At 43.1% G+C, this 15,292-nt stretch carries 15 protein-coding genes and 1 other annotated feature; of the genes, 1 reads left to right on the top strand and 14 read right to left on the bottom strand.

The features are described from left to right. The 5 genes from ACZ49W_RS02475 to ACZ49W_RS02455 form a co-directional block, all read right to left on the bottom strand. The gene (locus ACZ49W_RS02475; protein WP_464814944.1) at nt 1-2,031 is read right to left on the bottom strand and encodes an HsdM family class I SAM-dependent methyltransferase; all 2,031 of its coding nucleotides are present in this window, start codon (nt 2,029-2,031) and stop codon (nt 1-3) included. A gap of 20 nt (nt 2,032-2,051) precedes the next feature. Then, nucleotides 2,052-2,657 (bottom strand): protein adenylyltransferase Fic, encoded by a 606-nt coding sequence (fic, locus tag ACZ49W_RS02470; RefSeq protein WP_464813760.1) that lies wholly within the window; start codon nt 2,655-2,657, stop codon nt 2,052-2,054. An 18-nt stretch (nt 2,658-2,675) separates the two neighbouring features. Beyond that, nucleotides 2,676-4,619 (bottom strand): DNA topoisomerase IV subunit B, encoded by a 1,944-nt coding sequence (gene parE, locus ACZ49W_RS02465; protein ID WP_464813759.1) that lies wholly within the window; start codon nt 4,617-4,619, stop codon nt 2,676-2,678. Between the two features lie 98 nt (nt 4,620-4,717). Beyond that, on the bottom strand, nt 4,718-5,533 hold the full coding sequence (locus ACZ49W_RS02460; protein ID WP_464813758.1) for a hypothetical protein: 816 nt from the start codon (nt 5,531-5,533) through the stop codon (nt 4,718-4,720). 246 nt (nt 5,534-5,779) lie between these two features. Next, on the bottom strand, nt 5,780-6,601 hold the full coding sequence (locus ACZ49W_RS02455; protein ID WP_464813757.1) for a GIY-YIG nuclease family protein: 822 nt from the start codon (nt 6,599-6,601) through the stop codon (nt 5,780-5,782). Nucleotides 6,602-6,770: 169 nt separating this feature from the next. Here ACZ49W_RS02455 and plsY point away from each other — a divergent pair, with 169 nt between their 5' ends. Further along, nucleotides 6,771-7,424 carry a glycerol-3-phosphate 1-O-acyltransferase PlsY gene (plsY, locus tag ACZ49W_RS02450; protein WP_464813756.1) on the top strand — a complete coding sequence of 218 codons (654 nt, stop codon included), beginning with the start codon at nt 6,771-6,773 and terminating at the stop codon, nt 7,422-7,424. Nucleotides 7,425-7,529: 105 nt separating this feature from the next. On the opposite strand, the gene ACZ49W_RS02445 is transcribed toward plsY, so the two are convergent. From ACZ49W_RS02445 to ACZ49W_RS02405, 9 genes are all read right to left on the bottom strand, one after another. Continuing rightward, nucleotides 7,530-9,686: a 5'-nucleotidase C-terminal domain-containing protein gene (locus ACZ49W_RS02445; RefSeq protein ID WP_464813755.1), complete on the bottom strand. Its 2,157-nt coding sequence runs from the start codon at nt 9,684-9,686 to the stop codon at nt 7,530-7,532. 86 nt (nt 9,687-9,772) lie between these two features. Continuing rightward, complete coding sequence (locus ACZ49W_RS02440) at nt 9,773-10,426, bottom strand: uracil-DNA glycosylase (protein ID WP_464813754.1); 654 nt, start codon at nt 10,424-10,426, stop codon at nt 9,773-9,775. A gap of 11 nt (nt 10,427-10,437) precedes the next feature. Beyond that, the gene (locus ACZ49W_RS02435; protein WP_464813753.1) at nt 10,438-11,097 is read right to left on the bottom strand and encodes an amino acid ABC transporter permease; all 660 of its coding nucleotides are present in this window, start codon (nt 11,095-11,097) and stop codon (nt 10,438-10,440) included. 16 nt (nt 11,098-11,113) lie between these two features. Continuing rightward, nucleotides 11,114-12,571, bottom strand: a complete 1,458-nt coding sequence (locus ACZ49W_RS02430) for an amidase (RefSeq protein WP_464813752.1) — start codon at nt 12,569-12,571, stop codon at nt 11,114-11,116. 123 nt (nt 12,572-12,694) lie between these two features. Then, a complete protein-coding gene (rplT, locus tag ACZ49W_RS02425; protein WP_464813751.1) occupies nt 12,695-13,054 on the bottom strand; it encodes a 50S ribosomal protein L20 in 360 nt (119 codons plus the stop codon). Nucleotides 13,055-13,110: 56 nt separating this feature from the next. Further along, entirely contained in the window at nt 13,111-13,311 is a 201-nt protein-coding gene (gene rpmI / locus ACZ49W_RS02420; RefSeq protein WP_464813750.1) for a 50S ribosomal protein L35, read from the bottom strand. 41 nt (nt 13,312-13,352) lie between these two features. Further along, nucleotides 13,353-13,883 carry a translation initiation factor IF-3 gene (gene infC, locus ACZ49W_RS02415; protein WP_464813749.1) on the bottom strand — a complete coding sequence of 177 codons (531 nt, stop codon included), beginning with the start codon at nt 13,881-13,883 and terminating at the stop codon, nt 13,353-13,355. Nucleotides 13,884-13,897: 14 nt separating this feature from the next. Further along, nucleotides 13,898-14,026: a sequence feature (ribosomal protein L20 leader region), on the bottom strand. A gap of 21 nt (nt 14,027-14,047) precedes the next feature. Then, the gene (cmk, locus tag ACZ49W_RS02410; RefSeq protein WP_464813748.1) at nt 14,048-14,728 is read right to left on the bottom strand and encodes a (d)CMP kinase; all 681 of its coding nucleotides are present in this window, start codon (nt 14,726-14,728) and stop codon (nt 14,048-14,050) included. Nucleotides 14,729-14,737: 9 nt separating this feature from the next. Further along, the gene (locus ACZ49W_RS02405) at nt 14,738-15,253 is read right to left on the bottom strand and encodes an SAG1386/EF1546 family surface-associated protein (RefSeq protein ID WP_464813747.1); all 516 of its coding nucleotides are present in this window, start codon (nt 15,251-15,253) and stop codon (nt 14,738-14,740) included. Between the last annotated feature and the right edge of the window lie 39 nt (nt 15,254-15,292).

Genomic DNA, 15,292 nt, shown 5'->3' with positions numbered 1-15,292 from the left:
TTAGGATTTTTTTGAGGAGGCTTCTCCCTTTTGTTGTAAAAGCTGGGTCACTTCCCAAGAAAGGTAATCAGCGACCGTCTGTTTAAAGTCCTCAAGGGTGGGCTTGGTATCGATGACTTGATGTTGCTCAAAGTTCCAATCATTGCCCTGATCGGTGATAAAAGATTCTATATAGACTTGATCTAAATCCCAAAGCTTCTCCGACACTCTAGCTTTTGTCCCTGCTTTATAGATCTTGACGATGTCCTGATAGCGATTTGTGGGATGATCCACCTCTGTGAGTCCTCTTCTAGTTCGTTTATAGCCGTCATTTCTAAAGTCGATAAATTTCACCGTCTGCTCAAAATCATGAGGTTCGTGCGCCTTAAAGATGTAGATAGAAGTCTGCACCCCAGCCATAGGCACAAAAAGATCCACTGGCATTTTGATAGAGGCTAAAAGTGTGTGCTTTTTAAGAATTTCTTTTGCTGTCTTTACAGCCCTACCAGATCCTGCGCTATCTTGGATGATGATAGCACCGAGACCTCCTTTTTCCATCTTATCCAGACCATAAGCGATGAAAGGAAGTCCGTTTTCATCATAGGAAAAAGGTGGATTTAACAACACACGGTTTGCCCCAAAATCTGTAAAGAGATTTTCAGGTCGGTTAAAGGCAGAACCTTTCTCTATACGGCTAGAACCATCTCCACGTAGGATCATATTGGTAGCCGCTAGCGTGTACATCTCAGCGTTAAGCTCAATCCCTAAAAGATGATTCTTCTTGACATCTGCGATTTTTTCCTCCGCTCTCGTCGTCCCCTTACCATATTTGCGATTGATGTCCTCCACCATCAACTCCATAGCTGAGATCAAAAACCCTGCCGAACCAGTTGCAAGATCCATGACACGGTTTTCACTCTTGATTCCTAAGATTTCTGCCATCATTTTAGTCACATAAGGGGGAGTAAGGACAATTCCGATCTCTTGTCCATCTCCAAGAGCATACTTAAGAAACTCTGAGTACATCTCACCCATAATGTCAATATGACCTCCTAGACCATCGATGGACTTATAGATATACTCATAGATAAAAGTAAAAATCTGCTTATTGACAGAAGTTTGAGTATCCAAAAGTTTAGCGACTTCCTTATCAAGCTCTGTTTTTTCATCTCTTTGAGGATCTTTTGAAATCTCACTAAAGGAAGCGAGCATCAGACTGTGCTTACTTTCCTCAATCCCTCTGGCTTTTAGAAAATTAGAGATATGCTGAACGATTTTTTCCCCGTCACGCGCATTTTCGACCTGCTTACCCTTTAAATCCTCTGGAATCAAGCCATCATCTAGCTTATCGCCCTCTTTATCCACAATTTCCTGCATGGCAAGGAGCATACCAGACACATAAAGGACACGCTGTGGCGCTGTGATATTGTGATTATGCATGAGACGGTTGAGTTTTTTAGCATAGGTTTTTAAAAGTGCCTGAGAACTGATGAGGATCTGGTGTTTTTCCTCTTCGCTTAGGGTTGCATTCTTGTAAAAGGTCGTAAAGGTTGCTTGATTTTCTAAGAAATCAAAACTGGTCACTTCCTGCAGTTCCTTATAAGCATTGAAAGCCGAACCAAAGACATAGTAGACCTTGATGGTAACCGTTTCAGGGCTATCTCCTGCAACACCGATAGCGATACCGTCCGTATACTTTCCGCTAGCGATAGCCGAGCGCACGTAGTGAAGCGCACCATTGACCGCAAAATTGCTGATCGACTTGTCGTCTTGTTTGATACCGTCCTTGGTCAGCGCGACTAATTTTTTTAGTCCTAACTTATCCTCGATAAGGACAGGAACAACTCTATCTCCACTTTTATAGCCCTCTAGGTGAAAATCTGGTTTTCCAAAATTGGTTTTAGTTTTAGTTTTGGCAGAGCCAGCTAAAGCTTCTTTGAGATAGGGACTCATAGCAGACTCTTCATTGTAGTCACTATGTTTTTTTAGCCCAAGCCTTGCAAACTGAGACTTGACGTAGTCATTGACATCTGATTCTAACTTCCAGTTCATGGTTTCTCCTTTATTCTTCATCACAGCTCTTTGGTTTGATAGAGGGCATACCCCTCATAGGCGTAGCTTTGATCAATCCCTTTCATATAAAGATTCCTATTTTTAATCTCCTCAGAAAGAGCTTGTTTTAGAATGATTTTGATTTCCCTATCTCTCACTGGACTTCTCTCCATGGCAAGAAGATAATCTTCCTTATCCACCTTAGACCAGTCGATAACTTGGTTTAATTCAACTTTCAAGATATGATCTAGCCAAATCCGCATGCTCCTGCCATTTCCCTCACGAAAAGGATGAGCGATATTCATTTCCACATACTTTTCAACAATCTCATCAAAGCTAGACTGAGGCATTTTTTCAATTGCTCGAATAGACTCCCTGAGATAGAGAATGGGAGCAAAGCGAAAATTCCCTTTTGCAAGATTGACGATTCGCATTTGCCCTGCAAAATCATAGATCTCCTCAAAGAGAAAAGTGTGGATAAAAGCGAGTGTTTCATAAGTCCCTGCTGATCTATCCCCTAAGAGGTTTTCTTCAAATAAGACTTTAGCACGTGCTTTACTGCGTTTTTCTTCCTCTTTCGCTAAACGGAAAGAATCTTTGATCCCTAGCTTATTCTCTAAAACCATCTTTTCTTCCCTTTCTCCCTAAAACACCGTATTCTCTTCCAGCGTGAACTTCACGTTATCCTCAATCCACTGGCGTCTTGGGGCTGGTTTATCGCCCATGAGGATGGACACGCGCCGCTCGGTCCTTGCTAAGTCATCTAGGGTCACACGAATGAGGGTTCTAGTATCTGGGTCCATGGTGGTCTCCCAGAGTTGGTCAGCATTCATCTCACCTAGTCCCTTGTAGCGTTGGAGCGTTGCCCCTCGACCAAAGGTCTTGCGCAGATCCTCAAGCTCATTATCCGTCCAAGCATAAGCAACCTTTTCTTGCTTGCCCTTACCTTTACTCATCTTGTAAAGCGGAGGAAGAGCAATATAGACTCGTCCGCTTTCGACAAGCGGTCGCATATAGCGGTAGAAAAAGGTGAGCAGAAGTGTCTGAATATGAGCGCCGTCCGTATCCGCATCGGTCATGATGATGACCTTATCATAGTTACAATCTTCTAGAGTAAAGTCTGCCCCCACACCAGCACCGATGGTGTAGATCATGGTGTTGATTTCTTCATTTTTGAGAATATCTGCCATCTTGGCTTTTTCCGTGTTTAAGACCTTACCACGTAGGGGTAAAATCGCTTGAAACTTGCGGTCACGCCCTTGCTTGGCAGAACCTCCGGCTGAGTCTCCTTCCACCAAAAAAAGTTCATTTTTAGCTGGATTTTTAGACTGGGCTGGGGTGAGCTTGCCTGAAAGTAGCCCTTTGTCTTTCTTATTTTTCTTACCATTTCGACTAGCATCACGCGCTTTTCTCGCTGCTTCTCTGGCATCACGCGCCTTGATGGCCTTGCGAATAAGCTGAGCAGCCATCTCGCCATGTTCCATCAAGTAAAAGGTCAGCTGATCAGCCACGATTGACTCGACAATGGGACGCACCATGGGGCTTCCTAGTTTGTCCTTGGTTTGCCCTTCAAATTGCAGATAAGCTTCTGGAACCAAAACTGATAAGACAGCCGAGAGACCCTCACGGTAGTCAGAGCCTTCTAGATTTTTATCCTTCTCTTTTAAAAGACCCGTTTTTCTCGCGTAATCATTCATCACCTTAGTAATGGCGGTCTTGAAGCCCGTCTCATGGGTTCCCCCATCCTTGGTGCGCACATTGTTGACAAAGGAAAGGATATTATCTGAAAAACCGTCATTGTACTGCATGGCAAGAGAGACCTGAACCTGAGATTCCTCGCCTGAAATGGCAATCACAGGCGTGAGAGTTTCTTTTTCCTCATTGAGATAGACCACAAAGTCCTCCACCCCATTTTCATAATGGAAACGCTCGGATTGACCGGTGCGCTCATCGGTTAACATCATGGTCACGTTTTTCAATAAGAAAGCCGATTCCTTTAGGCGCTCCGCAATAGTGTTGAACTTAAACTCAGTGGTGGAAAAGATCGTGCCGTCTGGCATAAAGCGCACACTGGTGCCTGAAACAGACTTAGGTGCTTTTCCGATTTTTTCCAGCGTGGTGACAGGCTTGCCTCCTACTTCAAAGCGCTGACGATACACAGCTCCATCACGCGTAATCGTTACCTCAAGCCAAGTAGATAGGGCATTGACGACGCTGGAGCCGACCCCGTGGAGACCTCCAGACGTTTTATAACCGCCTTGACCAAATTTACCACCAGCGTGCAAGACAGTGAAGATGACCTCAACCGTCGGAATCCCCATAGCATGAAGACCCACAGGCATCCCTCGACCTTGGTCACTGACACTAATCGAGCCATCCTCATGAAGGGTTACGGCAATCTCCTCTCCAAAACCAGAAAGAGCCTCATCCACTGCATTATCCACAATCTCCCAGACCAAATGATGCAGTCCGTTGCCATCCGTTGAGCCGATATACATACCTGGACGCTTTCTGACCGCATCCAGCCCTTCTAAAACTTGAATGGCCTCATCGTTATAACTTCTTAGATTTTCTGTCTCTTTCGCCACTGCTTTCCTCCACCTCTTTGGACTTGTTTTGATACCTGTCTTATGATACAAGTTTTTAAAGGATTTTGCAAATCAAAAAAGAGCTGATACTAGCTCTTTTAGAAATCAGGATAGTCTTTTTCAACCACATACCAACCATCGTTTTTCTTCACTTCCAGATAACCTTGTCCAGAGATCCGATAATAATGAGTACGTGAAACGCCATTATCAAAGCTGGTTATCACTGTTGCATAAGCCAATCCATCAGCTCTTTTCTCAATCTGAATATCCATATCATCCCATTTTATCCGCTTCTCTAGATCATGAATCACCCAGTCTTTCATTTCTTGAGTTGTTAAATTTTTAGTATCCACTCTGTGAGATAGAGCGGTGTCAGAAGAAGACGAAGGAGAAATCGGTGTTTCACCTTGATTTGCATAAGGGGCAACAACCTGTGAGGTGTCTTCCCCATATCTTGAGGAAGATACTTTTTTCTCACTGGTTTGTTGAGCTTTTGACTCAGACGAACTCGCCTCGACTCTATCAGATGACTTCTGAGTACTCAGGTGTTGCACTTCCTTCCTTTCGTGAGCTGTATCCATCATCCACTTTAAACCTAAAATAAGCGCTAAAATCAGCAATGGAAACACAATCAAAGCACTCAGCACAGCCTTAATTCGCTGTTTACGTTGCCATCTTTTTTGCTGTCTTTCATTTTCAGCCTGCTCTCTCAAATATTCTTGATGAGCCTGCTCCCTGGCTTGTTCTTTGGCTATGCGTTGTCTTTCTAAGTCATCCAAAAACACTTGATAGTCCTGCTTGGCCTCCTCTAATAAAATAGCTATTGGCTCTCTTGCTAGAGGGTCTGGTGTTTGTGCCAAGGTTAATTTTAAAGCATAAATTTTATCTCGATACTCTTTATCTTTGCGGTCCAAACGTTCTCTTTGATACCGCTCTTCTTCAGCTGCAATTTGCTCTCTTTTTAGACGATTGAACTCTTTTTGTTCACGGTTGTGCTTTTCTAAAAGCTCGTTTCGCCTTCTTGCTTCATCTTCTATTGCACGATTCTGTGCCTCCAAAAGGTCATTTTGCCTTTTGGCTTGAGATGCCATCTCACTGCGATGGTTTTGTTCCTCCCAATCTCTCATTTTTTCTTCTTTTTACACCTCATCTGTTCATTTTTAATTGGCATTATAGCCAAACTTTCTTGATTGCAAGACTTCTTTCCACCATGATTCTCTTTCGAGTACGAAATGGTCATCGATTTTTCCGTTATAATTTTCCAGCAAACTATACTGAAAATAGGTTTTTACATAGTCAAAACCTTCTTTTTCCACCAGTACTTTTAGCTCTTTATTGCCCCCATGACCGTTGGCTACATAGCTGGACCATCTAGCAAGCAACATCCCGTGATCACTCGTCGCTGATCCGACATAAAGTTTTCCTGTCTTTCGATCAGTGATGAGATAGACCGCTTTTTGATTTTTCAAAGCAGTGAGCCAATCCCTTTTCTCCAATCTAAAAATCCGCTCTAACTGCGTATAAGATAAACAAATATCATCATACCCTTGAAAATCAGAGCCACTATAAACCTCGGGAAGCAGTTGATAAACTTCCAAATCCTGCATGATGGAAGCATAGTTTCGAATCCCGATACGTCCTTGCTTTTTATAACGAATGACTAAGCGACCAAAATAAGAAGAGTATTGCTCTAAAGCCTCTCCCTCATAATTTTGACCGTATCTAACCCCCAGCTCTCTTGTCACTTTCTTTATCGTCGTCAAAAGCCACTTATCTTCATCTAGTTTAATAAAATTAAGTGCCACATCTCCTACACTGAAGTATCTAAGGTTGCTCCGCCAAAAAAGATTCATATTATTGACGTCTTCTGGATTTCTTAGATAGCTATCAATAGGATGCTCGCCTGTCCAGTTATTAAATTTGACCTTGATCTGACCTAAATCCTCTGCCAAAAGATGCAGACAATCTTCTAGTTTTAACATTTCTGAACCTTTCTCTATTCATGCTCTTTAGATTAAGTATTGACTGTTAAGTCAATACTTGTTATACGTAGTATAGCAAGGCTTTTCCTGATTTTGTCCCTCTTCTTAAGATTCTTTTTCTGACCTAAAGTCTTCTCTTTTAGCCTTTTCGTGATATAATAAGAATATGATGAAATCGATATTACTGATCTTAGTCGCTTATCTGCTTGGGTCCATTCCAACTGGGCTTTGGATTGGGCACTATTTCTACCACAAAAATCTGCGTGAACACGGCAGCGGCAATACAGGAACCACCAACACCTTTCGTATCTTAGGGGTTAAGGCTGGTTTAGTGACACTCTTTGTCGATCTCTTAAAAGGGACTTTAGCGACCCTGCTTCCTTTTTATTTTGGCTTTTCGGGTGTCGCACCACTACTCATTGGCTTTTTTGCCATCATCGGTCATACCTATCCTATTTTTGCTGAATTTAAGGGAGGCAAGGCTGTTGCGACCAGTGCAGGAGTCCTGCTTGGCTATTCCCCCTTGTTCTTCCTGTATTTGCTTATCATCTTTGCTATCACCCTTTATCTGACCAGCATGATTTCTTTTGCCAGTGTGACCGTAACTTTTTTTGCGATTCTAGGGGTTCTAATCTTTCCCAAATACCAGATCATTTTGACCCAGTACGATCCCATCTTTTCTGTTGTCGTTATTTTGATTGCTAGCCTCATCATCATTCGCCATACCGACAATATCAAACGGATTGTCAAAAAACAGGAAAATCTCGTTCCTTTTGGACTCAATCTGACCAAACAAGCCGTTAAGAAAAAACAAAATAAATGATACCAAGGTTCCAAAGTTTATGTTAGCCTCGGAACGTTTGCTTTATCTTCTTTAGAGAAACCAAATAAAAAAGCAGGTTTGACCTGCTTTTTTGTTTCTATTAGCTTAGTTTTGTGCTTTTTTTCTTGCCAAGACAAGACCAGTTGTCATAAGAGATAAACCAAGAGCCAAGCCAAGCGCTGATTCTTTGCTAGCGGTTTCTGGGAGAGTTTTCTCAGAAACTTTAGCTGATTTTTCCATCATGCCCATTGGTTTAGCCATTTCTTTACCAGCTGACATTGGGAAAGAAGCCAAATCTGGTGTCGTTTCCTTTGCTGGTGTGAGATCAAATGTTGGTTTTGTGAAGGTCAAATCTTCACTAACCACACCAGTGTAGTGACCATTACCCTTATCTGTGATCTTAATACCAGGAAGCTCAGGTGCTTTTGCCTCTTTTTCCATGTAATCTGGAACACCGTTGCCGTTGGCATCAAGAGTTGAATCTACTGAAATCAAGCGTGCATTTGGATTGATGACGTCATAGACAGACAAATCAAGTTCTGGATTTTTGAGGTATTCCTCAAAGACTGTATCAAGAGATGGACCTTCTTCACGCGCCCCACCAAGCATAGTGTAACCATCTCCTCCTGCTGCAAGGAAATCGTTAGTCGCGAGGTAGTAAGTGCCTTTCAAATCAAGTGGTTCAAAGTCATCTTTTTCTGGGTTGTAGATAGAGATATGAAGCACACGATCAGCACCGTTTAAAGCTGTGTCATAATAGACAATAGCTCCTGAAACATGTAGGAAACCACCACTTGGTTCAAGAAGTGGACGACCATTTTCATCCAAGACCGGTTGACCTTCAGCTGTCTTTTGTTGGATAGAGCTGAGAGACTTCACAAACATGTCTTGAATATTTTGACCAGTTACCGTGATTTGTGACATGGTATTTCCAAATGGAAGAACCGCAATCACATCACCTTTAGTGATCGGTTTGTCTTTTTCAAGTGTTTCACGGATACCGCCACCATTCATGACCGCAAGGTTTGATGGGTGGCTAAAGCCTGTTTGACCATAAGCTAGCATGCTGTCTGAGATAAGATCGCCAAGGTTGGTTTCACGCACACGCACATTCATGCGGTCAGAATCAAGGTGAACAGGGTTGTTTGCGACAACCACTTGAGCATTGTGAGCTTCAAATTTCGCCTTGATATTCGCCACTTCAGCTGCGATTGTTGGGTCTTCTTGGATATCTTTGGTATCCTTATAGGTGATGACACCAGCATTTAATTTGTTCGTTGCACGATCAAGTGTGATACGACCGATATTGTGAAGGTAGCTACCAGTTTGGTTATAGACATCGTGGTCGCCATAAGTCGCTGTCGCTAACGTGTGAGAGTGTCCATCGATAACAATGACATTCTTCCCTTTAAGAAGCGGGTTTTTAGACAAGGTCTCAGCTAGAGTACCACCTTGCCATTCTGGTTTTGTCGTTTGGTCAATGCCCAAGTGACTGAGAACGACATAGTTGTTGTAAGTTTTGCCTTCTGCTTTGGCTTTTGCTTCCACCTCTGCGATGACATTTTCTACTTCTTGGATTGGTTCAGTAAAGGTCACTCCTTCGACATTGCGTGGATGTGTTTTGGTTGCTGTTTCTGGAGTTGTTACCCCAATCACGACAAACTCATCGCCTTCGACAGTTTTATCCTTATCGACAACGGTATAAGGTTGGAAAAGACGAACGCCATCAACATAAACGTTTGAACTCAAGATTGGGAAGTTGAGCAATGATTTGTACTTAATCAGCTCATCCTTACCAAAGTCAAACTCATGGTTCCCAACTGCCATGGCATCATAACCGATTTGGTTCATGATGTTAGCAAGATCTTCTCCCTTGGTGCTATTTGAAATAGGCATGCCTTGGAAAGCATCTCCGGCATCAAGGACGATCGTTTCACCTTTTGCTCGTTGATCTTCCACCACAGCTGCCAATTTAGCAGCTCCAATAACTCCTTGACCTGGCTCAGCCACAATGTGACCGTGCATATCATTGGTATGTAAGATAGTCACTGTATCTGAAGAAACGGGTTGGGTTTCTTTGACAGCTTTTGGTGCTGGTGTTGTTGTCGCTGTTGTGGTTGCTGTTTCTGTTTGGGCAGTCGCAGTGGTTGCAGGTTGGTTTGAAACAGGAGTTGTTTCTTCTGCTTGAGCTTTTTGTGCCAAAACAGCGGCTGAGATCAACAAGGTTGATAGTGCTGGAACGATAAGAGATTTCTTCTTCATAATCTCCTCCTTTTTAATATTACATCTCCATTATATCAGAAATCGGAACATTTTCAATCAAAAACAAAAATAAGATTCGACAACTTTTAATGTAGCCAATCGATGGGAACAAGCCCTTTGTCTTTCAAAAAAGCATTGGTTCTAGAAAAAGGTTTGGAGCCAAAAAAACCCCGATAAGCCGACAAAGGGCTTGGATGCGCACTCTCAATCACTAGATGTCTGGTGCTATCAATCAATGATTTTTTCTGTCTTGCATAACCTCCCCAAAGGATAAAGACCACCGGCTCTTCCTTTTGATTGACCACTCGAATGACGGCATCTGTAAAAGGCTCCCAGATCTGACCTGCATGCCCATTAGCTCGACCTGCTGGTACGGTTAAGCAGGCATTGAGCAAGAGAACCCCTTGCTTGGCCCAGCTAGTTAAATCATGGTGAGCTCTAGTGCCTAGATCATCTGCCAATTCTTTTAAAATATTTTGCAAAGACGGTGGGGCAGGGAGATCATCTGGCACCGAAAAAGAGAGTCCTTGAGCTTGCTTAGGTCCATGATAAGGATCTTGACCAATCAAGACAACCTTGACTGTCTCAAGAGGCGTTGTTTGAATGGCATTAAAAACCTTATCTCTTGGAGGATAGACCGTCTCTTCTTGATAAACTCGGTCCAAAAATTGATTAATCTGACGAAAATAGCCATCTGGCAACTCTTTTTTGATGGCCTCATGCCAAGTTGAATGCTCCATCACACCCTCCTTTACCCTAAACGTAAGCGTCTCTCAAGCAGAGCCTGACCTTGCTCCAAGAGAATGGTCAAAACCCAATAAATCAAGGCAACCAAGATATACATGGACATGTAATCCCATTTGGAGCCACCAACAATCTTAGCATTTTGAAAAATATCGGGAACCGTAATCATGGCAACCAGTGACGAACTTTTCACCATATCAATGATGACATTGCCAAGTGGGGGAATGGCAATCCGCATGGCTTGAGGTAAGATTACATAGCGAATAGTCTTTGCCTTTGGCAGACCAAGAGCGGTCGCAGCTTCCCACTGTCCCTTATCCACCGCACTAATAGCCGAGCGAAAAATCTCGGAAATATAAGCCGAACTCACCAAACTAAAACCAATCAAGGCACACAATAAAGCAGGGAGCTGGATACCATAATAGGGTAGCCCAAAATAAAGGACAAACAAGACTACAATCATCGGAACCCCCCGCATAAGAGAGATATAAATGGTGGAAGGAAGGGTCAACCATTTTTTGCCAGAAAGGCGCATCAAGGCGAGAAAAAAGCCTAAGATTAAGCCTAAAAGAAAGCTGGCAAAAGAAATCCCAAGAGTGTATGGCAAACCCGAAATGACAAAGCTAAAGCTATCTCGGATCAGTTGCAGGTCAATAAATTGCTTCATGACATCTCACTTTCTGTTAAGAGCGGAGGGAGAAAAAGGCACCAGCCTCTTCTAGTGTTTGTGCTAAAGCTAAAAGGAGGTCTTCTCTTCCCTTAGCGGCTGTGAATTGCACACCTAAAGGCAGACCTGATTCATCTTCAAACAGGGGAAGGCTAATCGAAGGTTGGCCTGTTTGATTGGCCAATTGGTTAAAAGGAGTCAGATCTAGACCTGGTCGAAACATATCAAGCACCAATTCCTGCTGCTCTGTGACACTCAGCTCATCTACTCTATCCATACGTTCGCGCACAAATGACGATAGAGTGAAATAATCTAGCTTAGGAGCCACATCTGCGGTAGCAGGTGACAGCAAAATATCATAAGTTTCGTGAAAGACGCTCATCTGATGGCTATACTTATCCCATTTTTGAATAGCAGCACTATAGTCCTTGGCAAGAATTTTTTGCCCACTGCGATACAAGACCCAAGTCATGTCCTCCATATCCCCTTTTTCTAGCGGTCTTTTCAAACCACTTTCAATCTGGTCAAACATCAAGGCCGTCTCTACACTATTCATTAGGTAGTAACTTTGAATCGCCTCAAGACCATCCACCCCGACAGTATCCACAAAAACCAAATCATGCCCCATCTCCTCAAGCAAAGAACAAGTCGAAAGGACCGCCTTCCTAGCTGCCTGTGACACATCCCCTCCAACTGGAGAATCCAGCTGCACAGCAATGGTCAATCCTTTTTTCAAAGGAGCTTGCAAAGCCTCGAGAGACAAGGTCGGAAGAACAAAGGGACTCTCCATTTGACAACTCTGCAAGTGGTAGAGGAGATTTTTGGTATCTCGTACCGTTTTTGTCAAGGCAAAATGCACCGACAAGCCCTGCCACCCTCTAAAAGAGCTAGGACCGACAGGAATCCTACCACGACTGGGTTTGAGACCAATGAGCCCATTAAAGGAAGCTGGAATCCGAATAGACCCCCCTCCATCACTGGCTCCTGCAAGGGGAACCATACCAGCAGCCACTGCCGCTCCAGATCCTCCACTTGACCCCCCAGCATTGCGACTATGATCATAGGGAAGTTTCACTGGTCCATGAAGCCTGCTATCGCTAATATTCTTAAAACCAAATTCGGGCGTATTGGTACGCCCAAGCACGATAAAGCCAAGGCTTTCTATGGCTTTGACATAGTTATCACTGCTCTTTGCACGATACTGAGCAAACAAAGAAGAGCCTGATGTGGAGAGCTCTCCCTCTTGTTCTTGCCCCAAGTCTTTAAGTAAGATAGGTACACCAAAAAAAGGCTGGTTGCGATAAACACGCTCTTTCGCCTCCTTCAAAGCTTTCTCATAACGCTTGGAAACCACAGCATTTGATTTTGGATTGAGGGACTCAATCGTTGAGATAGCTGCCTCCACCAACTCTTTAGGGGACCGTTTGTTTGTTCTTACCTCTTGGGCAAGAATGGTGGCATCTTCTTTAAACACAAGACATCCTTTCTAGTGACTGCTTTTGATTACCCTTTCATTATATCTTAAATAAACATAAAAATCATCCCTAGAAAATGAAAAAGACCAAAGTCAGTGTCTAGACTTTAGTCTTTTTAGGTTTTATTTTGCCAATTTAGCTTTTGCAGCTTCAGCCAAAGCTGTGAAGGCTGCTGCATCATTAACTGCCAAGTCCGCAAGCATCTTGCGGTTTACTTCGATTTCAGCTAATTTCAAACCGTGCATCAATTGAGAATATGACAAACCGTTCATACGAGCTGCTGCATTGATACGAGTGATCCATAGTTTACGGAAATCACGTTTCTTTTGACGACGGTCACGGTATGCATAGTAGTATGCATTCATCACTTGTTCTTTAGCTGTCTTGAACAAGATATGTTTAGAACCGTAGTAACCCTTCGCTAATTTTAAAATACGTTTACGACGTCTTCTTGAAACAACGCCACCTTTAACACGTGCCATTTAACTTTCCTCCAAATAATGTTCTCTAAATAGTGTAATCTAATCAACGCTTGATCTTATTTAAGACCAGTTAGCATAGCTTTGATGCGCTTAAAGTCGCTATGTGATACCATAGATGCTTTTCTAAGGTGACGACGTTGTTTTTTAGTTTTTCCGTGGAAACGGTGAGACGTATAAGCACGGAAACGTTTCAAGCCACCAGAACCGGTACGTTTAAAACGCTTAGCTGATGCGCGGTGTGTTTTTTGTTTTGGCATGTTAATGTTCTCCTTAAAATGATCGTTTTTGGGAAAAATCCCTATTTTTTCTCAGGAATTGGGGCAAGCTGCATGAACATTTGACGACCATCCATCTTTGCACGTTGCTCAATGATGGCAATGTCTTGTGTTGCTTCAGCATAGTCTGCAAGGACTTTTGCTCCGATTTCCTTATGCGTAATCATCCGTCCTCTAAAACGAATGGATACTTTAACCTTGTTTCCTTTTTCAAGGAACTTGCGTCCGTTGCGAAGTTTGGTTTCAAAATCACCCTTGTCAATAACAGGACTCAAACGAATCTCTTTGACCGTCACAACACTTTGTTTTTTGCGTTGTTCCTTTTGTTTCTTTTGATACTCAAATTTGAACTTGCCATAGTCCATAATCTTTGCAACAGGTGGGGTCGCTTGAGGCTGAATCAGTACTAAATCTACATTAGCATCATCTGCCAATGCTTGAGCTTCTGACAATGGCTTGATGCCAAGCTGCTCACCCTCAAGACCTATGAGACGTACTTCGCGAACGCGAATCTCATCATTGATGAACAAATCTTTTTTAGCTATGTTCTTCACCTCTTCATTTTTTTAGAGAAAAACGAAAGCGGACCCTTTTCACAAAAAGTCCGCACTACATTATATCCCATACTTGGAACTGTTCATGTAGAGCCAGACAACGCTAGTCGCAAGGCGAGAAGTTCTCACTTCTGCTTTTCTCGTATAATATCTTATCATCTTCTTTATGGTTTGTCAAGGATTTCTTTTGCTTTTTCCAAAATAAAATCTGTCACGCCCTCAATGGACACTCCTGTCGTATCAAACAAGATAGCATCTTCTGCTGGTTTCAAAGGAGAAGTCTCGCGGTGGCTATCCTTATAGTCTCTTTCTTCAATGGATGTTTTAATAGCTTCAAGATCTGATGGAATGCCTTTTTCTTGATTTTCCTTAAAGCGACGTTGAGCTCTTTCTTCCACCGAAGCGACCAAAAAAATCTTGAGTTCGGCATCAGGAAGAACAACCGTTCCAATATCACGCCCATCCATGATAATGCCACCTTTGCTTGCAATTTCACGTTGCATCTCCACCAAACGTTCTCTCACTTCTGGAATGGCTGCTACCCAAGAGACATTTTGCGTCACATCATTTTGACGAATAGCATCCGTCACATCCTCATCGCCTACAAAAACCAACTGCTGATCTTGGCTAGAGCGCTTAAAAGAAATAGGGTGTTGGTCTAAAGTCGCTAAAATCTCTTCTACCATCCCTTCAGACAGCCCCTCTTTCAAGGTCAAATAAGTCACCGAACGATACATAGCCCCAGTATCCAAATAAGTATAGCGGAGTTTCTCGGCTAAGATTTTCGCCACCGTACTCTTTCCACTAGAAGCTGGTCCATCAATAGCAATTTTTATCTGTTTCATCGTTTCCTCTTAGTTGATATAAACCACATCACCTGGGTTAGCGTACCAAGCCCCTGTCGTCATATGATCCGGATTGAGTTCTTGGAGTTGAGCCACTGAAATCCCAGCTCTCGCTGCAATAGCACCTGCTCCCTCACCTGCTAGGACAGTAATCGTTTGCCCTTGACCTCTCGTCTTGCTACTAGAGCTACTGGTTTCCTCACTGCTAGCGCTGGTACTACTGGCTTGTTCTTCTTCCTCTTGGCTGTCTGACGTTTTTGAGGAGGACGCCTCAGATGAAGACACTGCCTCGCTCTTTGATGATGAGGCTTTTGAAGCCCCATAAAAAGCATTGGTCGCTGACGTTTGATCGCTCCCACCATTTGACGTATAAAAGACCACAAATAAGATAGCCACCACAATGAAAAAGAAAATGCTCAAGAGCAACGTCAAGACAGGTGTGCTAATAAAAGCCCCCTTGGCCTGCCTCGTTGCTTTCTCGGTCTTGCTATCATCGATTTTTTGTTCCCACGGTTGTTTTACCATGCCTTCCCCCTTGTTAATTTCTTCATTTCGTATTACAAT

It is taken from the genome of Streptococcus sp. STR1/CE/0325, from assembly GCF_055386095.1.
This window is presented reverse-complemented; position numbering and strand designations above follow the sequence as displayed.

Excerpts from the sequence above, each read along its gene's own strand:
- ACZ49W_RS02440 (WP_464813754.1), bottom strand. The coding sequence starts at position 10,426 with ATGGAGCATTCAACTTGGCATGAGGCCATCAAAAAAGAGTTGCCAGAT.
- rpmI (WP_464813750.1), bottom strand. The coding sequence starts at position 13,311 with ATGCCAAAACAAAAAACACACCGCGCATCAGCTAAGCGTTTTAAACGT.
- ACZ49W_RS02405 (WP_464813747.1), bottom strand. The coding sequence starts at position 15,253 with ATGGTAAAACAACCGTGGGAACAAAAAATCGATGATAGCAAGACCGAG.
- rplT (WP_464813751.1), bottom strand. The coding sequence starts at position 13,054 with ATGGCACGTGTTAAAGGTGGCGTTGTTTCAAGAAGACGTCGTAAACGT.
- cmk (WP_464813748.1), bottom strand. The coding sequence starts at position 14,728 with ATGAAACAGATAAAAATTGCTATTGATGGACCAGCTTCTAGTGGAAAG.
- plsY (WP_464813756.1), top strand. The coding sequence starts at position 6,771 with ATGAAATCGATATTACTGATCTTAGTCGCTTATCTGCTTGGGTCCATT.
- ACZ49W_RS02445 (WP_464813755.1), bottom strand. The coding sequence starts at position 9,686 with ATGAAGAAGAAATCTCTTATCGTTCCAGCACTATCAACCTTGTTGATC.
- fic (WP_464813760.1), bottom strand. The coding sequence starts at position 2,657 with ATGGTTTTAGAGAATAAGCTAGGGATCAAAGATTCTTTCCGTTTAGCG.
- ACZ49W_RS02455 (WP_464813757.1), bottom strand. The coding sequence starts at position 6,601 with ATGTTAAAACTAGAAGATTGTCTGCATCTTTTGGCAGAGGATTTAGGT.
- ACZ49W_RS02435 (WP_464813753.1), bottom strand. The coding sequence starts at position 11,097 with ATGAAGCAATTTATTGACCTGCAACTGATCCGAGATAGCTTTAGCTTT.
- ACZ49W_RS02475 (WP_464814944.1), bottom strand. The coding sequence starts at position 2,031 with ATGAACTGGAAGTTAGAATCAGATGTCAATGACTACGTCAAGTCTCAG.